Source organism: Flavobacterium sp. 38 (assembly GCF_057799715.1).
Map to the genome: position 1 here is coordinate 220,208 of NZ_JBYNWZ010000002.1, position 14,677 is coordinate 234,884.

13 protein-coding genes are annotated in these 14,677 nt (G+C 34.5%); 8 read left to right on the forward strand and 5 right to left on the reverse strand.

The annotated features are described in order from the left end of the window. Positions 1 to 141: 141 nt before the first annotated feature. The 3 genes from AC3E9W_RS06190 to AC3E9W_RS06200 form a co-directional block, all read right to left on the reverse strand. On the reverse strand, positions 142 to 618 hold the full coding sequence (locus AC3E9W_RS06190) for a DUF6691 family protein (protein WP_488767535.1): 477 nt from the start codon (positions 616 to 618) through the stop codon (positions 142 to 144). A gap of 10 nt (positions 619 to 628) precedes the next feature. Then, positions 629 to 1,192 (reverse strand): YeeE/YedE family protein, encoded by a 564-nt coding sequence (locus AC3E9W_RS06195; protein WP_488768068.1) that lies wholly within the window; start codon positions 1,190 to 1,192, stop codon positions 629 to 631. Positions 1,193 to 1,644: 452 nt separating this feature from the next. Beyond that, positions 1,645 to 3,063 (reverse strand): MBL fold metallo-hydrolase, encoded by a 1,419-nt coding sequence (locus AC3E9W_RS06200; protein WP_488767536.1) that lies wholly within the window; start codon positions 3,061 to 3,063, stop codon positions 1,645 to 1,647. A 226-nt stretch (positions 3,064 to 3,289) separates the two neighbouring features. Here AC3E9W_RS06200 and AC3E9W_RS06205 point away from each other — a divergent pair, with 226 nt between their 5' ends. From AC3E9W_RS06205 to AC3E9W_RS06225, 5 genes are all read left to right on the forward strand, one after another. Continuing rightward, positions 3,290 to 3,880: an HD domain-containing protein gene (locus AC3E9W_RS06205; protein WP_488767537.1), complete on the forward strand. Its 591-nt coding sequence runs from the start codon at positions 3,290 to 3,292 to the stop codon at positions 3,878 to 3,880. A gap of 219 nt (positions 3,881 to 4,099) precedes the next feature. Beyond that, the gene (locus AC3E9W_RS06210) at positions 4,100 to 5,446 is read left to right on the forward strand and encodes a cytochrome ubiquinol oxidase subunit I (protein WP_306156014.1); all 1,347 of its coding nucleotides are present in this window, start codon (positions 4,100 to 4,102) and stop codon (positions 5,444 to 5,446) included. A gap of 2 nt (positions 5,447 to 5,448) precedes the next feature. Beyond that, positions 5,449 to 6,525: a cytochrome d ubiquinol oxidase subunit II gene (cydB, locus tag AC3E9W_RS06215; RefSeq protein ID WP_488767539.1), complete on the forward strand. Its 1,077-nt coding sequence runs from the start codon at positions 5,449 to 5,451 to the stop codon at positions 6,523 to 6,525. A gap of 648 nt (positions 6,526 to 7,173) precedes the next feature. Continuing rightward, on the forward strand, positions 7,174 to 7,578 hold the full coding sequence (locus tag AC3E9W_RS06220; protein ID WP_306156011.1) for a hypothetical protein: 405 nt from the start codon (positions 7,174 to 7,176) through the stop codon (positions 7,576 to 7,578). A gap of 232 nt (positions 7,579 to 7,810) precedes the next feature. Further along, positions 7,811 to 8,197, forward strand: coding sequence for a helix-turn-helix transcriptional regulator (locus AC3E9W_RS06225; RefSeq protein WP_306156010.1), 387 nt, complete (start codon positions 7,811 to 7,813; stop codon positions 8,195 to 8,197). 116 nt (positions 8,198 to 8,313) lie between these two features. On the opposite strand, the gene AC3E9W_RS06230 is transcribed toward AC3E9W_RS06225, so the two are convergent. Together AC3E9W_RS06230 and AC3E9W_RS06235 are read right to left on the reverse strand one after the other, a co-directional pair. Beyond that, positions 8,314 to 9,099, reverse strand: a complete 786-nt coding sequence (locus AC3E9W_RS06230; protein WP_488767541.1) for a sulfite exporter TauE/SafE family protein — start codon at positions 9,097 to 9,099, stop codon at positions 8,314 to 8,316. Positions 9,100 to 9,436: 337 nt separating this feature from the next. Continuing rightward, positions 9,437 to 10,063, reverse strand: coding sequence for a Crp/Fnr family transcriptional regulator (locus AC3E9W_RS06235; RefSeq protein ID WP_456895943.1), 627 nt, complete (start codon positions 10,061 to 10,063; stop codon positions 9,437 to 9,439). Positions 10,064 to 10,513: 450 nt separating this feature from the next. Here AC3E9W_RS06235 and AC3E9W_RS06240 point away from each other — a divergent pair, with 450 nt between their 5' ends. From AC3E9W_RS06240 to AC3E9W_RS06250, 3 genes are all read left to right on the forward strand, one after another. Continuing rightward, positions 10,514 to 10,825 (forward strand): rhodanese-like domain-containing protein, encoded by a 312-nt coding sequence (locus tag AC3E9W_RS06240; protein WP_095929060.1) that lies wholly within the window; start codon positions 10,514 to 10,516, stop codon positions 10,823 to 10,825. A 75-nt stretch (positions 10,826 to 10,900) separates the two neighbouring features. Beyond that, a complete protein-coding gene (locus AC3E9W_RS06245; RefSeq protein WP_488767543.1) occupies positions 10,901 to 12,481 on the forward strand; it encodes an NADP-dependent glyceraldehyde-3-phosphate dehydrogenase in 1,581 nt (526 codons plus the stop codon). A gap of 208 nt (positions 12,482 to 12,689) precedes the next feature. Then, positions 12,690 to 14,567: a M1 family metallopeptidase gene (locus AC3E9W_RS06250; RefSeq protein ID WP_488767544.1), complete on the forward strand. Its 1,878-nt coding sequence runs from the start codon at positions 12,690 to 12,692 to the stop codon at positions 14,565 to 14,567. Positions 14,568 to 14,677 lie beyond the last annotated feature (110 nt).

A 14,677-nucleotide genomic window follows, 5' to 3' on the forward strand; every position in this document is an offset into this window, starting at 1 on the left:
TTCTACCGATGAGACATTTCTACGGAATGAAGTAAGTGTTTAATGCACAAAGTTCGCAAAGCTTTGTCAAAAAAACTTTGCGAACTTTGCGTATATCTTAGCGTGCTTTGCGTTTAAATCAACGTATCGTAAGACAACATCTTAATGAGGCAGTTTGTCCTTAATTAATCCATAAAACCAAGTTCCTGCAATCGCACTTAGTAAAGTCACAACAATAACCGTTGCTCCAGTCCCGATTTGAGCAAAAAGCGGACCCGGACAAGCTCCTGTGATCGCCCATCCAAAACCGAACATTAGGCCTCCGTAGATTTGACCTTTGTTGAAAGTCTTAGGCTGAATCTCGATTTTTTCTCCATCAAGGGTTTTGATATTGAATTTTTTAATCAATTGTACTGATATTAATCCGACAACAACCGCACATCCAATTACGCCATACATGTGAAATGACTCTAGATTGAACATTTCCTGAATTCGGAACCAGCTGATAATTTCTGCTTTTACGAATACAATTCCGAAAAAAATGCCGACGATTAAATATTTTAAATTTCCGAATACCGATTCTTTTTTCTGGCTTGCGTTGATTCCTTCGCCGTCTATATTTTTATTTTCTAAACTCATTTTTGAAACTTTAAAGTGAAAGAATGTAAGGTAAAATCAAAAGTGCCATTACAAAACCGCCAATCATAAAACAGATTGTAGCAACAAGAGATGGCCATTGTAAATTTGATAATCCCATAATCGCATGACCGCTCGTGCATCCGCCAGCATAACGTGTTCCGAAACCTACAAGAAATCCTCCGACAACTATCATGATAAATCCGCGAAGCGTAAGTAAACTTTCCCAAGAAAATAATTGAGCAGGAACCAAACCACTATGATCTGTGATTCCGTACGTCGCTAATTTGGCTGATAATTCAGGAGCAATTTCAACAGGATTTGGATTCGTTAGGAAATAAGCAGCAATAAAACCGCCAATGAAAATTCCGAAAACAAAGAATAAATTCCAGCTTTCTTTTTTCCAGTCGTATTTAAAAAACGAAATATTGGCAGGAATGCAAGCCGCACAAATGTGACGCAGCGACGAACTAATCCCAAAAGATTTATTTCCGATAATTAATAAAATTGGAACAGTCAATCCAATCAATGGCCCCGCAACATACCACGGCCAAGGTTCTTTAATGCTTTCTAATATGCTCATAGTTAATGTTAAGTTTTTTTAAACCATATAAGTCATGTAAGAAATTTTAAGCTGTTTTGTGAAATTCTTATATTATCTAGTTAAGAAAATGTAAGTAGTTAGATCACGCCCCAATTAAAATGAACTTATATTACTTATATGGTGAAAAGTAAAATTAAAGTGTTTTTTAAACCATATAAGTCATGTAAGAAAATTTTAAGCTGTTTTGTGAAATTCTTATATTATCTAGTTAAGAAAATATAAGTAGTTAGATCACGCCCCAATTAAAATGAACTTATATCACTTATGTGGTGAAAAATAGAATTAAAGTGTTTTTTAAACCATATAAGTGATATAAGTAATTTTAAGCTGATGTGTAGAATTCTTATATGATCTAGTTAATATAAGCGATCGAAATTACGCCCCAGCTAAAATGAACTTATATGACTTATATGGTGAAAATATATTTATGCTTTCAAAACTTTGCTCTGACAAACGAAATCTGATTTTGGAACATTTGTTTTTGAGATTGCTCCGAAACCGCCTTCTACTTCAGAGAAGTTTCTGAAACCTCTTGCTTGTAAAATCGAAGCGGCAATCATACTTCTGTAACCTCCAGCACAATGCAGATAAAAATGCTCATTTGGGTTAATATCTTTTACCCAGTCATTTATATAGGCTAAAGGTTTGCTGTACGCTTCGTCAATATGTTCTGCTTCGTATTCGGTTTCTTTACGAATATCGACCACTTTATCTTCGCCGAATTTAAATTCATTAGCAAATTGTTCAGCAGTAATTCTGTTTACAGTATCAATTTCGAAACCTGCCTTTTGCCAAGCTTCAAAACCGCCTTCTAGATGACCTATAATAGTATCAAAACCAACACGGCTTAAACGTGTCACGGTTTCTTCTTCCATTCCAACGGCTGTAACTAAAATAATTGGCTGTTTTACATTCGCAATCAAAGTTCCAACCCACGGTGCAAAATCTCCATTGATTCCGATATTGATCGATTGTGGAATAAATCCTTTACTGAAATCGGCAGCACTTCTCGTGTCTAGAATTAACGCTCCAGTTTCTTCTGCAATCGCTTCAAATTCTTTTGCATTAATAGCTTTCATTCCGTTGTGCAGAACTGTTTCAAAACTTTCATAACCTTGTTTGTTCATCGCCACATTCATACTGAAATAGGCTGGAGGAGGCAACAAACCGTCTGTGACTTCTTTAATGAATTCTTCTTCAGTCATATTAGCGCGCAAAGCATAGTTTGTCGCTTTTTGATTTCCGATAGTCGAAACGGTTTCTTTACTCATGTTTTTTCCGCAGGCACTTCCAGCTCCGTGTGCTGGATAAACGATAACCTCATCAGCTAAAGTCATGATTTTATCTCTTAACGAATGATATAAAATTCCCGCCAATTGATCTTGTGTCATTCCCGCTGCTTTCTGAGCTAAATCTGGACGACCGACATCGCCGATAAATAAAGTGTCTCCAGAGAAAATCGCGTAATCTTTTCCGTTTTCATCAATTAATAAAAAAGTAGAGCTTTCCATGGTATGACCAGGAGTGTGCAAAACTTTAATAGTGATTTTTCCGATTTTAAATTCCTGTCCGTCTTTTGCAGAAATACAGTCAAATTCGCAGGCAGCATTTGGTCCGTAAACAATTGGCGCTCCTGTTTTTTTGCTCAAATCAACATGTCCCGAAACGAAATCAGCGTGGAAATGCGTTTCAAAAATATATTTCAGCTTAACTCCATCGCGTTCCAAACGATCTAAGTAAGGCTGTGTTTCTCTAAGCGGATCAATAATGGCCGCTTCGCCATTTGAAGTGATATAGTATGCACCTTGTGCTAAGCATCCGGTGTAGATTTGTTCTATTTTCATGATAGATATTGTAAAATGATGGGATACAAAGGTAACTTTGTTTTTTAATAAATTGGGTGACTAATGTTACAGAAATTAGGTTTTTGTGTAAAAAAACATGTCTTTACCATATAAGTGATATAAGTTCATTTTTTGATTATATAAATAAGTATATATCTTAATTTGCTTATATCACTTATATGGTGAAAAAACTACGTAATTTTGCTTTTTTGCTAAAATATTTAAAATGAAAACACCAGACTTATTAGATCAAATTGCTTTCATAAAAGAAATTGATAAAGTAAAATACATTCAGCGCAAAACTAAATTATTCAATAGCGACCGTTGCGAAAATGACGCCGAACACAGTTGGCATTTAGCCTTAATGGCGATCGTTTTGGCAGAACATTCTAACGAACCAATTGATGTTTTGAAAGTCGTAAAAATGGTTTTAATTCATGATATTGTAGAAATAGATGCTGGAGATGTTTTTATTTATGACACCGTAAAAAATCATTCGAACACTGATGAAGAGCGTTTGGCAGCAAATAGAATTTTTGGTTTACTGCCAGAAAAACAAAAAGAAGAATTTATCTCAATTTGGGAAGAATTTGAAGCAGGAGAAACCAACGAAGCTAAATTTGCCAAATCTATGGACAGATTAGAGCCTCTTCTGCAAAATACTTCGAATAACGGCGGGACATGGAAAGAGTTTGGAGTGAAATACGATAAAGTTTACGAAAAGAAAAGTATCATAAAAGAAGGCTCAAAATCAATTTGGAATTACGCTGAAGGCTTGATTAACGACAGCGTTGAAAAAGGGATTTTGGAGAAATAATTTTTTTTAACCATATAAGTGATATAAGCTTTTTTGTTTTCCTGCAAGGTTTCCAAAACCTTGCAGGAGCAAATCTGATATGAGCTTTTTGCGTCTACTAATTTTTATATTTACTTATATCACTTATATGGTTTAAAAAATTAAAATAAACTCTTTTTTTAGGGCAGTAATTCGGGATGTAATGGTTAAATTTGTGGAACTTCATAAACAAATTACCTTATGGAAGAAATGCTCTTTTATGACCGAATGCAATTCGCGTTCACCATTACTTTTCATTATCTCTTTCCACAACTTACAATGGGTCTTTCGCTCATCATTGTGTACTTCAAGTGGAAATTCCTCAAAACTAAAGACGAACAATACAATCACGCCACCCATTTCTGGATGAAAATCTTCGCCCTCAATTTTGCAATGGGCGTTGTAACTGGAATCCCAATGGAGTTTCAGTTTGGAACCAACTGGGCAAAGTTCTCCGAATTAACTGGCGGAATCATTGGACAAACGCTGGCGATGGAAGGAATGTTTTCGTTTTTCTTAGAATCTTCATTTTTAGGCATCTTTTTGTTTGGAGAAAAACTTCTCGGACATAAATGGCATTTTGTAACGGGATTATTAATTATGATCGGTTCGTGGGCAAGTGGATTTTTAATCATCGCTACACATTCGTGGATGCAGAATCCTGTGGGTTATGAAATCTTAGAAAATGGAAAATTTGTTTTGAATAATTTTCAAGCCTTGTTTTTAAATCCGTGGCTTTGGCCTTCTTATCTGCATAATCAAGCTGCTTCTCTGGTAACGAGTTCTTTTGTCGTTGCGGGCATTGGCGCTTTCTATATTTTAAGTAATAAAAATGTTTCGTTTGGGAAATTGTTCCTTAAAACAGGTGTTATCTTCGGATTGATTTCGAGTATAATTGTCGCAGTTCCAACGGGAGATTTATTGGCTAAAAATGTGGTAAAATACCAACCCGTAACCTTTGCCGGAATGGAAGGAATTTTTCATACCGAGAAAAAAGGTTCTGAAATTGTTTTAATCGGTCAGCCCGATGTAAAAGACAAAAAACTGGATAATAAAATTGCGGTTCCAAATATTTTAAGTTTCCTGACTTACGGAAACTGGGACCAGGAAATAAAAGGTTTAGACCAGTTTGAAGAAGATCTGCATCCAACTAATATTTCGGGATTGTATTATGCTTATCATATAATGGTCGGACTTGGAACTGTTTTTATTGGCTTGATGGTGCTTTCGCTTTTCCAATTAATTCGAGGAAAATTATTCCAAACCAAATGGATTTTATGGTCGCTGATGTTCATGATGCCGTTTCCATACATTGCCAATACTACAGGCTGGTACACGGCAGAATTGGGCAGACAACCGTGGCTAGTTTATAATTTATTGCGAACAGCAGCGGGAGCTTCGCCAACAGTTTCTTCAGGAAATACCTTATTTACTTTATTAGGTTTTATTGGTTTATACCTTTTGCTTGGAATGCTGTTTTTGCTTTTGGTTGGAAAAATTATCAATAAAGGGCCGCATCATGTGGAACTTTCAACAGAAAAAATATAAGTATGGAATTTTTTTGGTATGTAGTTTTAATGGGAATTCTGGCTGTTTATCTGGTTTTAGACGGCTATGATTTTGGCGCAGGAATTATTCATTTATTTTTTGCTGATACAGAAAGAGATAAAAAAGTAATTACCAACTCGATTGGGCCTTTTTGGGATGCCAATGAAGTCTGGCTGATTGCAGCTGGAGGCGTTTTGTTTTTTGCGTTCCCGACTTTATACGCTTCTTCTTTCAGTGGTTTTTACCTGCCTTTGATTATGATTTTATGGCTTTTGATTTTCCGTGCGATTGGTTTAGAAATGCGCGGACAGATTCACAATCATATGTGGGAAGCCATTTGGGATAAAGCGTTCGGAATTGCGAGTTTGCTTTTAGCTCTTTTCTTCGGAATTGCATTAGGAAATATCGTTCGCGGTGTCAATCTCGGAATGGTGCAAAATGGCGTTTCTACGCAAGAAGCGCATTATTTCTTTTTGCCTTTATGGAACCCGACTTTTAGTCCGCAGGCCAATGAATTGGGAATTATTGACTGGTTTACACTTTTTTTAGGAATTGTGAGCGTTGTAGCTTTGACGATTCACGGCGCCAATTGGATTATTTATAAAACGAATTCTTCTTTAAATGAAAAACTTAAAAAAGTAGTTTTTGCTTTGAATATCGTTTTGTTGGTTCTGGTTTGTATTTCACTGCAAATCTGGCATTTTATTGAACCGAAACCATTTCATAATTTTGTTGAAAATCCGATTTTGTGGTTTTTTCCAATAATGACTTTTGTTGGAATAATAGGTTTATTCAAAGTGCGTTCCTTCAAAAAAGACGGCCACGGATTTGTGTTTTCAACCTTGTTTCTCCTTGGCGGATTTGCTTCGACAGCGGTTTCTATTTTTCCGAATGTTTTGCCATCGACCAATAAAGTAAATCCGTCGTTGACGATTTATAATACTGCCGCTCACGAATATGGATTAAATGCTGGTTTAAGCTGGTTTTTTGTGGCTTTGGCTTTAGTGATTGTTTATTTTATTATTCAATATCGTGTTTTCAGTGGGAAAATGGATGATATTGGGTATGGGGAGCATTGATTTTTTTGATAGACACAAATTACACGAATTTTCACGAATTAAATTTTAATATTAATTGCCTCCAGTTTTAACTGGAGGTTTTTTGTTTGAATTTGAATTGGGCTTTAGCCAAAATTGTAAAGTTTGGCTAAAGCCTTTTTTATATACATTTGTTTACCTCCAGCTAAAGCTGGAGGCAATTCAATAAATTATATGTTTCCATCTTTTAAAATTTAAACGTTGACAAAAGATTGAAATATACTTTGGATGGAATTTAATCTAAATTATAATTAAGCAAATTATTAAATGAATCTTTGAAGTTTTATAAATCGTAAAAGACGAAAAACTGCTATTTTATCGATATGCGTTAGGGATAGTAGCGGTATCCTTTTTGTTTTTTCTTTAAAAACAAAAAGATATAGCGGATAGCCCGGCCGAAGGAAACGCCCAAAACATTCTTCTGAATTAATTTATTTTCTAATAAATAAACATAAGATAACTTTTATAAAAGATTTAATTACAACTTATAGTTATATTCTATAATGCTGATTGTAAGAAAAAAATGCAGTTAATGCTTAATATTGCGTATCTAAGAATTTTTCCCCCTAAGAATTTTTAGAAATTGATTTTCACCAAAAGATTAAATCTATTTTTACCTACTAAATTATTATGCCTTTAACAATTTTTTCCGACAAGGTTAGATTTCGTTACAAATCTAAGAATTGGCAGTATCAGTTTGATGAAATTAAAGAACTTGGACTGCTTAAAAAAAAGAGAAAATATTTTCTTGAAAATGGCGCTTTTATAGCCGTAACAATTGCCACGTACTACTGTATGATATTTTCCGACTTAATGGACTTATATTATATTATTCCTGCGCTTTTATGCTACACTCTTATTATCATTGCCCGATTTGGCAATAAGGCAGAGTTTGTATATTTTATTTTTGTTAAAGATATTTACCAAAATGAAATAAGAACTAAAATTGCGCCAAAAGACCGTGCATTGGTTGGTAAACAGATCGATTATTATTTAGATCTTCAGTTTGAACGCAGTATAAAAAGAACTGCTTAAGAAAAATCAGAAATGTTTGTATTTGATATTTCCCATTATGATATTTTGTTCATAATGGCAGCTTTGATATATGGTTACTTTATTATCAGAAAGAAAAAATTAACGAAACGCTAAGTCATATTGTTCTCATTATGAAGTAGCTTTATGAATACCCAAAAATAAGTATAGTTATGCCGTTATAATGTAACGGCTGGCTGTTTTGACTATACATGACCCCAAATCAGAAAAGAATATGGCCACAACAATAAAAAACAAAATCAAAAATATTAGAGAGTTAAAAAATTATACTCAAGAGTATATGGCAGAAAGATTAGGTGTGACTCAAGCTGGTTACAGTAAAATTGAGAAAGGAAAAACTTCTTTGAGTTATGAAAAATTGGTCGAAATAGGACGGATTTTAGATGTAAGTGTCGAGGATATAATTAGTTTTGATTACGATAAATACTTTAATAACTACAACAAAATTACAGGAAACAATAACGGAAGTATTTTAATTAATGCAGACAATACCTCGGTTTTAAAAGAACTTTATGAAGATAAAATTCAACTGCTGGAAAAACTGCTAAACAGGACCGAAATTGAGCTTGAACGCTATAAAGATAAATTTGGAGAACTTTAAAAAGGTTTTAGTTTCATCTTTGTCAAAGTTCAATACTTTGACAAAGATTACTCTACAAGTGAAAACTAAATTCAAAAATATTCAAATTAAAAAGTACACTGACGCACTTTTAAGTTTTAAAACAATACTTCTTTGGCTATGATATAAAAACCCATTATGAGGACAAACCATCCGAATAATGGTTTTAATTTTGCGCCGTCAAGTTTTTTAGAAAGCTGGCTTCCAATAAACATTCCGATTAAGGCCATTGCAGAGACGCTTAATAAGAAAGTATAGTTTATGGGGGTTCCGATGTACAAATCGCCTGCAAAACCTATTGACGAATTTATAGTAATGATTAATAAGGAAGTTCCAACGGCTTGTTTCATGGGCAGATTGGCGAAAAAAAGCAGAGCAGGAATAATTAAAAATCCGCCGCCCGCGCCTAGAAAACCCGTTACGATTCCGACCAAAAAACCGATAAAGCTAAGTTGTGAATAATTGGTTTCGGCTGATTTTATTTCGGGCTGATTTTTTTTAATCATCGAAATAGCTGCTGTAATCATAAGGATAGAAAAGATAATCATAATCAGAAAATCTTTTGAAACCGTATAAGAAGCAACAGAAAATAAAGTCGCAGCAATTTGCGGAAATATAACTTCGCGAATTATTAAAATTGAAATAACCGAAGGCAAAGCAAAATACAAAGCCGATTTAAGTTTCAGATTCCCCATTTTATAATGGCTGAAACTTCCAAACATTGCCGTTAATCCGACAATAAATAAAGAATAAGAAGTAGCCTGATCGGGATTTACTTTAAATAAATAAACTAAAATTGGAATAGTTAGAATAGAACCGCCACCGCCAATTAAGCCCAGTGTAATTCCGATTATGATGGAGGCAAAATAGCCTAAATATTCCATTGCATTTGTTTTGATGCAAAGTTGCTTCGGAAATTAGAAACCTACAGTAACATTTATCACAGAAGAGGTTTTTTGTTTGCCACGAATTTCTCGAATTTCTCGAATTTTTTTATGATGTCGAAAATTAGTTTGTGTTATTGTCACATTGAGCGAAATCTAAATGCTTTGTCGGTTCTCGACTCTGCTCGAACTAAGTTTTTTCGCCACGAATTCACAAATTATCTTTTTTGATAATAATTAGAAAAAATTAGTGAAATTAAAGACAATAAAAGTAACAGTGAAATTCGTGAATTACTTCGTCAGTTCGCTCCCGCTCGAGTCGTGGCGAAAAAAAACTTTATTTCAATAGTTCAATTTGGTTTCGGTTAAGTTTAACCAAACCGCGCTGTTCCATTTTTTTGAGTAAACGAGAAACTACTTCTCTTGAAGTATTTAGTTCAGTCGCAATTTCCTGATGCGATAAATTAACTTCAGAGCAGCCACAAGCATCAGAATGTCTTTTTAAGTAAAATTCCAAACGCTCATCCATAGAACGGAAAGCGATATTGTCAACGACTTCGAGAACTTCTTCAAAACGGCTTCGATAGGTTTCAATTACAAATTCGTACCAAGAACGATGTTCCATCATCCATTTGTCCATTAGCTGCAACGGAATCATCATGACAGTTACTTCTTCTACGACTTTCGCCATAATCTGGCTTTTTTCGCTTTTAGCAGTACAAATCATCGAAATGGCGCAGGCTTGTCCAGGCTGCAAATAGTACATTAAAAATTCTCCGCCGTCTTCGCCTTCGCGATAGATTTTGATTTTTCCTTTAATAATCAAAACAGTATTTTTAATATACTGTCCGGTACGCATTAAAACTGTTCCGGCTTCAAAATTCTGAAGACTTCCATTTTCTTCAATTGTGGCAATTAGTTCGTTGGAGAAATTGGGAAATATGGTTTTTAAGGAATGCTGCATTTGTTCTTTTTTTGTTGCCACGAATTGCACAAATTTTCACGAATTAATTTAGTGTCAGTTTGTGAATTTGATGGCGAAAAATATTTTAAAATGTTATTCTTTTTTACTGCAAATACACTAATTTCAAAAAAATAATTTGTGAAAATTTGTGCAATTCGTGGCGAAAAAAATTATCAAAATCGAATTAAAAATTGTATTTGTTTGCAAAGATAATGGTTTGAATTGGTAATAATTGCCATAAAACTAGATTTCGGATTAATTTTATGTAAATGAAAAAATCCTATTTTCTATCGATTTTGTAGGCTGAATTTTTAAAAATAGTAACTAAATTTGTAAATCACTGATTATAATACTTTCTCTAAAACGTTTTCTGAGAATAATAATCGAAATCGCATTTGGTACGTTTTTTATATATAGAAACGTCGTAATTTTACAAAAACACATTTTACTATGAATTTATCACAAGAAGATTGGGTTGCTCAGTTAGAAGCTGACGAAAATGCAGTTATACTTGATGTACGAACTGAAGACGAATTTAATGACGGCTACATCGAGAACGCGCTTAATATTGACATCAATAAAGGGCAGGCTTTTATCTATGAAATCGAAGAATTAGACAAAAATAAAAACTATTACGTATACTGCCGTTCTGGAGCTAGAAGTGCAAAAGCATGTCAGATCATGAACGAATTGGGTATCGAAAACGCCTACAATCTGCTTGGAGGAATCCTAGATTGGGAAGGAGAAACAGTACAACCATAAAAGAAGAAGAGGCAATAAAAAAGCCTCTTTTTTCTTTTGAAAATAGAATTACCAGACCATTAAACAAACCAAATTATGAGTTTTATACCAGAAGAATATCAGATCAAAGGGCTGATAAACCAAGATACGTATCTTGTGAATGGAGAATTGAAACAATGGACAGGGCAAACCACACCTGTGTTTTCAACTATTTCTTCAACAGAAAAATATGCGCCGACTTTATTAGGATCTATTCCGTTTATGGCAGAAAAAGAAGCTGCCGAAGTTGTAGAAGCAGCAACTGCTGCCTACGATATGGGACAAGGATTATGGCCAACCATGAAAGTAGCCGATCGTATTAAGGCTATGGAGAATTTTGTTCGCCAGATGAAAGAAACCCGCGAAGAAGTAGTAAAATACTTGATGTGGGAAATCGGAAAATCATTGGGAGATTCGCAAAAAGAATTTGACAGAACAGTAGAATATATTTACGATACTATTGCAAGTTACAAAGAATTAAACGGACGCAGTTCGCACTTTGAAAAAGTACAAGGTGTAAATGCTATGATTCGCCGCGGACCTCTTGGTGTTGTTTTGTGTCTTGGACCTTACAACTATCCGTTAAACGAAACTTTTTCATTGCTGATTCCAGCTTTGATTATGGGGAATACTGTAATCTTCAAACCTGCTAAACATGGTGTATTGTGTATTTCGCCATTATTAGAAGCTTTCAGAAGCAGTTTTCCAAAAGGTGTAATCAATATTGTTTACGGAAGAGGACGCGAAGTAGCTTCTCCGATTATGAAATCTGGAAAAATTGATGTTTTAGCATTAATAGGAAACAGTAAATCGGCGATTGCTTTGCAAGATCAGCACCCGAACAAAAACAGATTGCGTTTGATTTTAGGATTAGAGGCCAAAAATCCAGCGATTATTCTTCCAGATGCCGATTTAGATTTGGCTATTCAGGAATGTATTACAGGAAGTTTGTCTTTCAACGGGCAACGTTGTACGGCTCTAAAAGTATTGTATGTGCACGAATCTGTAAGAGAAGAATTCAACAGACGTTTTGCTGAAAAAGTAGACAGTTTGGTTTATGGAAATCCGTGGGAGAAAGGAGTTTCTTTAACGCCGCTTCCAGAAACAGATAAACCAAAATATATTCAAGGTTTAATTGATGATGCAACTTCTAAAGGAGCAAAAATCATCAATGAAAAAGGAGGAAAACATACCGAAAATTATATTTTCCCAGCAGTTTTATATCCGGTAAACAAAGAAATGCGTGTCTATCACGAAGAGCAGTTTGGACCAGTGGTTCCTGTGCTTTCTTTCAGCGATATCAAAGAACCGCTTCATGATATGGCAGAATCTAATTACGGACAGCAAGTAAGTTTGTTCGGAAAAGACATTAAAACATTGGCACCGCTTATTGACTCGCTTGTAAATTTAGTTTGCAGAGTAAACCTCAACAGTTCTTGCCAGAGAGGGCCAGATGCGTTCCCATTTACAGGAAGAAAAGATTCTGCTGTAGGAACCTTGAGTATTCCAGATGCTTTGCGTTCCTTCTCAATTCGTACGTTTGTAGCTTCAAAAGATATCGATTATAATAATCAGATTCTGCAGGAATTGCTTAACAGCAAAGAATCGAATTTTATTAATACCGATTATATTTTGTAGTCATCAAGGTTATATATTAATTGTAGATGCCGTCTGTTGCTTTTGGTGACAGGCGGTTTTTCTTTTTTTTAGCTTCTAAGTTTTTAGTCTTAATACATTCATAATTCGCAATTGAGCATTCACAATTAATAATTAACTTTGTAACATTCTAAAAAAAATCTCCACTAATAGTTATCTAAAAAATAATTTAAAGACCTAAGAATCATTTATGAAAAAGAAATTTTTGCAATTTGCATTAATAGCATTTGTTCTTTTCGCTCAAAATAGTTTTGCCCAAGAACTTTATATGCCAAGAAATATAAAAAAAGCCTTTGAAAAAGGAACTCGTTCTAAAGACGGAAAGCCTGGCGCAAACTACTGGCAAAACCGAGGAAAATATAATATGGAAATCTCGGTTGACCCCAAAACCAGATTGGTTACAGGAACGGAAACCATCATTTACGAAAACAATAGTAAAGACACTCTGAAAAACATAGTTATCCGTTTTGTAAACAATCTTCACAAACCGTCTTCACCAAGAGGCAGTGAAGTGAGTAACGATTTTTTAAGCGACGGATTAACGATTACTTCCTTAAAAATTGAAAATGAAGTCTACAAAGAAGACGCTAAAAACTGGGGAACGGTTGGAAATGTAAAATTGCAAAAACCGATTTTTCCGCATTCAAAAACCATAATCAATATTCAGTGGAACTATCCTTTATCTAAAGAAAGCGGTAGAGAAGGGCAGATTGACGAAACAACATTTTTTGTAGCGTACAGTTATCCTCGCGTTTCAGTTTACGACGATTATAACGGCTGGGATAGATTGCCGCACACAGACCGTCAAGAATTCTACAACGATTTTAATGATTATACTTTTTCTGTAAAAGCACCTAAAAATTATGTGGTGTATGCAACCGGAGATCTATTAAATCCAGATGAGGTGCTACAGCCAGAATTTGCTTCACGATTAAAGAAATCGTACACCACAGATGAAATTCTGCATATCGCTAACGAACAGGAAATGAAAAGCGGTATCGTAACGAAACAGTACGATTGGAATGTCTGGAAATTTGAAGCAAAAAATATTACCGATGTGACTTTTGGTTTGAGCGATCACTATTTGTGGGATGCCAGCAGTGTTGTGGTGGATAAAAAAACAAATCGTCGTGCAAGTGTTCAAGCTGCTTACAATGTTAAGGGAACCGATTTTGTAAATTCAGTAAAAAACAACCAATATGCTCTAGACTGGTTTTCTAACAATTGGCCTGGAGTTCCGTATCCGTTTTCTAAAATGACAGCCTTTCAAGGTTTTGCAGACATGGAATACCCAATGATGTGTAACGATTCGCAAATGGATGATCCAATTTTTGCTCAATTAGTTCAGGATCATGAAGTAGCTCATACTTATTTTCCTTTTTATATGGGAATTAATGAAACACGTTATGCTTTTATGGACGAAGGCTGGGCGACAACTTTCGAATATTTAATCGGAATTGCCGAACATGGCAAAGAAGCAGCAGATAAGTTTTATCAAAATTTTAGAGTAAAAGGCTATATCAATGATCGTTCTACAGAGGAAGACCAGCCTATAATTACAATGTCGACTCAAGTTTCGGGTGCAGGCTATGGCAATAATTCTTATGGAAAAGCTTCTCTATCTTATTTGGCTTTAAAAGATATGCTTGGAGATGATGTATTCAAAAAAGCATTACACGATTACATGGATATCTGGAACGGAAAACATCCAATTCCTTGGGATTATTTTAATGCATTTAACACCTCAACAGGAAAGAATTTAAATTGGTTTTTTAATAATTGGTTCTTTACCAACAATTATTTAGACATTGGTGTAAAAGATTATTCTGCTGATAAAAAAGTTATAACAGTAGAAAACATTGGAGGTTTTGCAATTCCGTTTGATGTTGTGATTACTTACGCTGATAAATCGACAGCAACAGTTCATCAAACTCCAGCAATTTGGGAGAAAAATCAAAAAACAGCTAGAATAATTCTGAAAAGCGCAAAAAAAATAGAAAAAATTGAACTTGATGGCGGAATTTTTATGGATGCAACGCCAGAAAATAATATTTTGCTTGTTAAATAATTGAATTAATTCTAATAAAACTTTAATAACGCCACTTTGTTTTGATGAAGTGGCGTTTTTTTGTTTATAATAGTTAAAAATATTCAAGAATACGGAAAACCGTAAAGATT

Bases quoted from the DNA above. Each gene is read 5' to 3' on its own strand.
- AC3E9W_RS06190 (WP_488767535.1), bottom strand. From the start codon at position 618: ATGAGTTTAGAAAATAAAAATATAGACGGCGAAGGAATCAACGCAAGC.
- AC3E9W_RS06200 (WP_488767536.1), bottom strand. From the start codon at position 3,063: ATGAAAATAGAACAAATCTACACCGGATGCTTAGCACAAGGTGCATAC.
- AC3E9W_RS06205 (WP_488767537.1), top strand. From the start codon at position 3,290: ATGAAAACACCAGACTTATTAGATCAAATTGCTTTCATAAAAGAAATT.
- AC3E9W_RS06210 (WP_306156014.1), top strand. From the start codon at position 4,100: ATGGAAGAAATGCTCTTTTATGACCGAATGCAATTCGCGTTCACCATT.
- cydB (WP_488767539.1), top strand. From the start codon at position 5,449: ATGGAATTTTTTTGGTATGTAGTTTTAATGGGAATTCTGGCTGTTTAT.
- AC3E9W_RS06220 (WP_306156011.1), top strand. From the start codon at position 7,174: ATGCCTTTAACAATTTTTTCCGACAAGGTTAGATTTCGTTACAAATCT.
- AC3E9W_RS06225 (WP_306156010.1), top strand. From the start codon at position 7,811: ATGGCCACAACAATAAAAAACAAAATCAAAAATATTAGAGAGTTAAAA.
- AC3E9W_RS06230 (WP_488767541.1), bottom strand. From the start codon at position 9,099: ATGGAATATTTAGGCTATTTTGCCTCCATCATAATCGGAATTACACTG.
- AC3E9W_RS06235 (WP_456895943.1), bottom strand. From the start codon at position 10,063: ATGCAGCATTCCTTAAAAACCATATTTCCCAATTTCTCCAACGAACTA.
- AC3E9W_RS06240 (WP_095929060.1), top strand. From the start codon at position 10,514: ATGAATTTATCACAAGAAGATTGGGTTGCTCAGTTAGAAGCTGACGAA.
- AC3E9W_RS06245 (WP_488767543.1), top strand. From the start codon at position 10,901: ATGAGTTTTATACCAGAAGAATATCAGATCAAAGGGCTGATAAACCAA.
- AC3E9W_RS06250 (WP_488767544.1), top strand. From the start codon at position 12,690: ATGAAAAAGAAATTTTTGCAATTTGCATTAATAGCATTTGTTCTTTTC.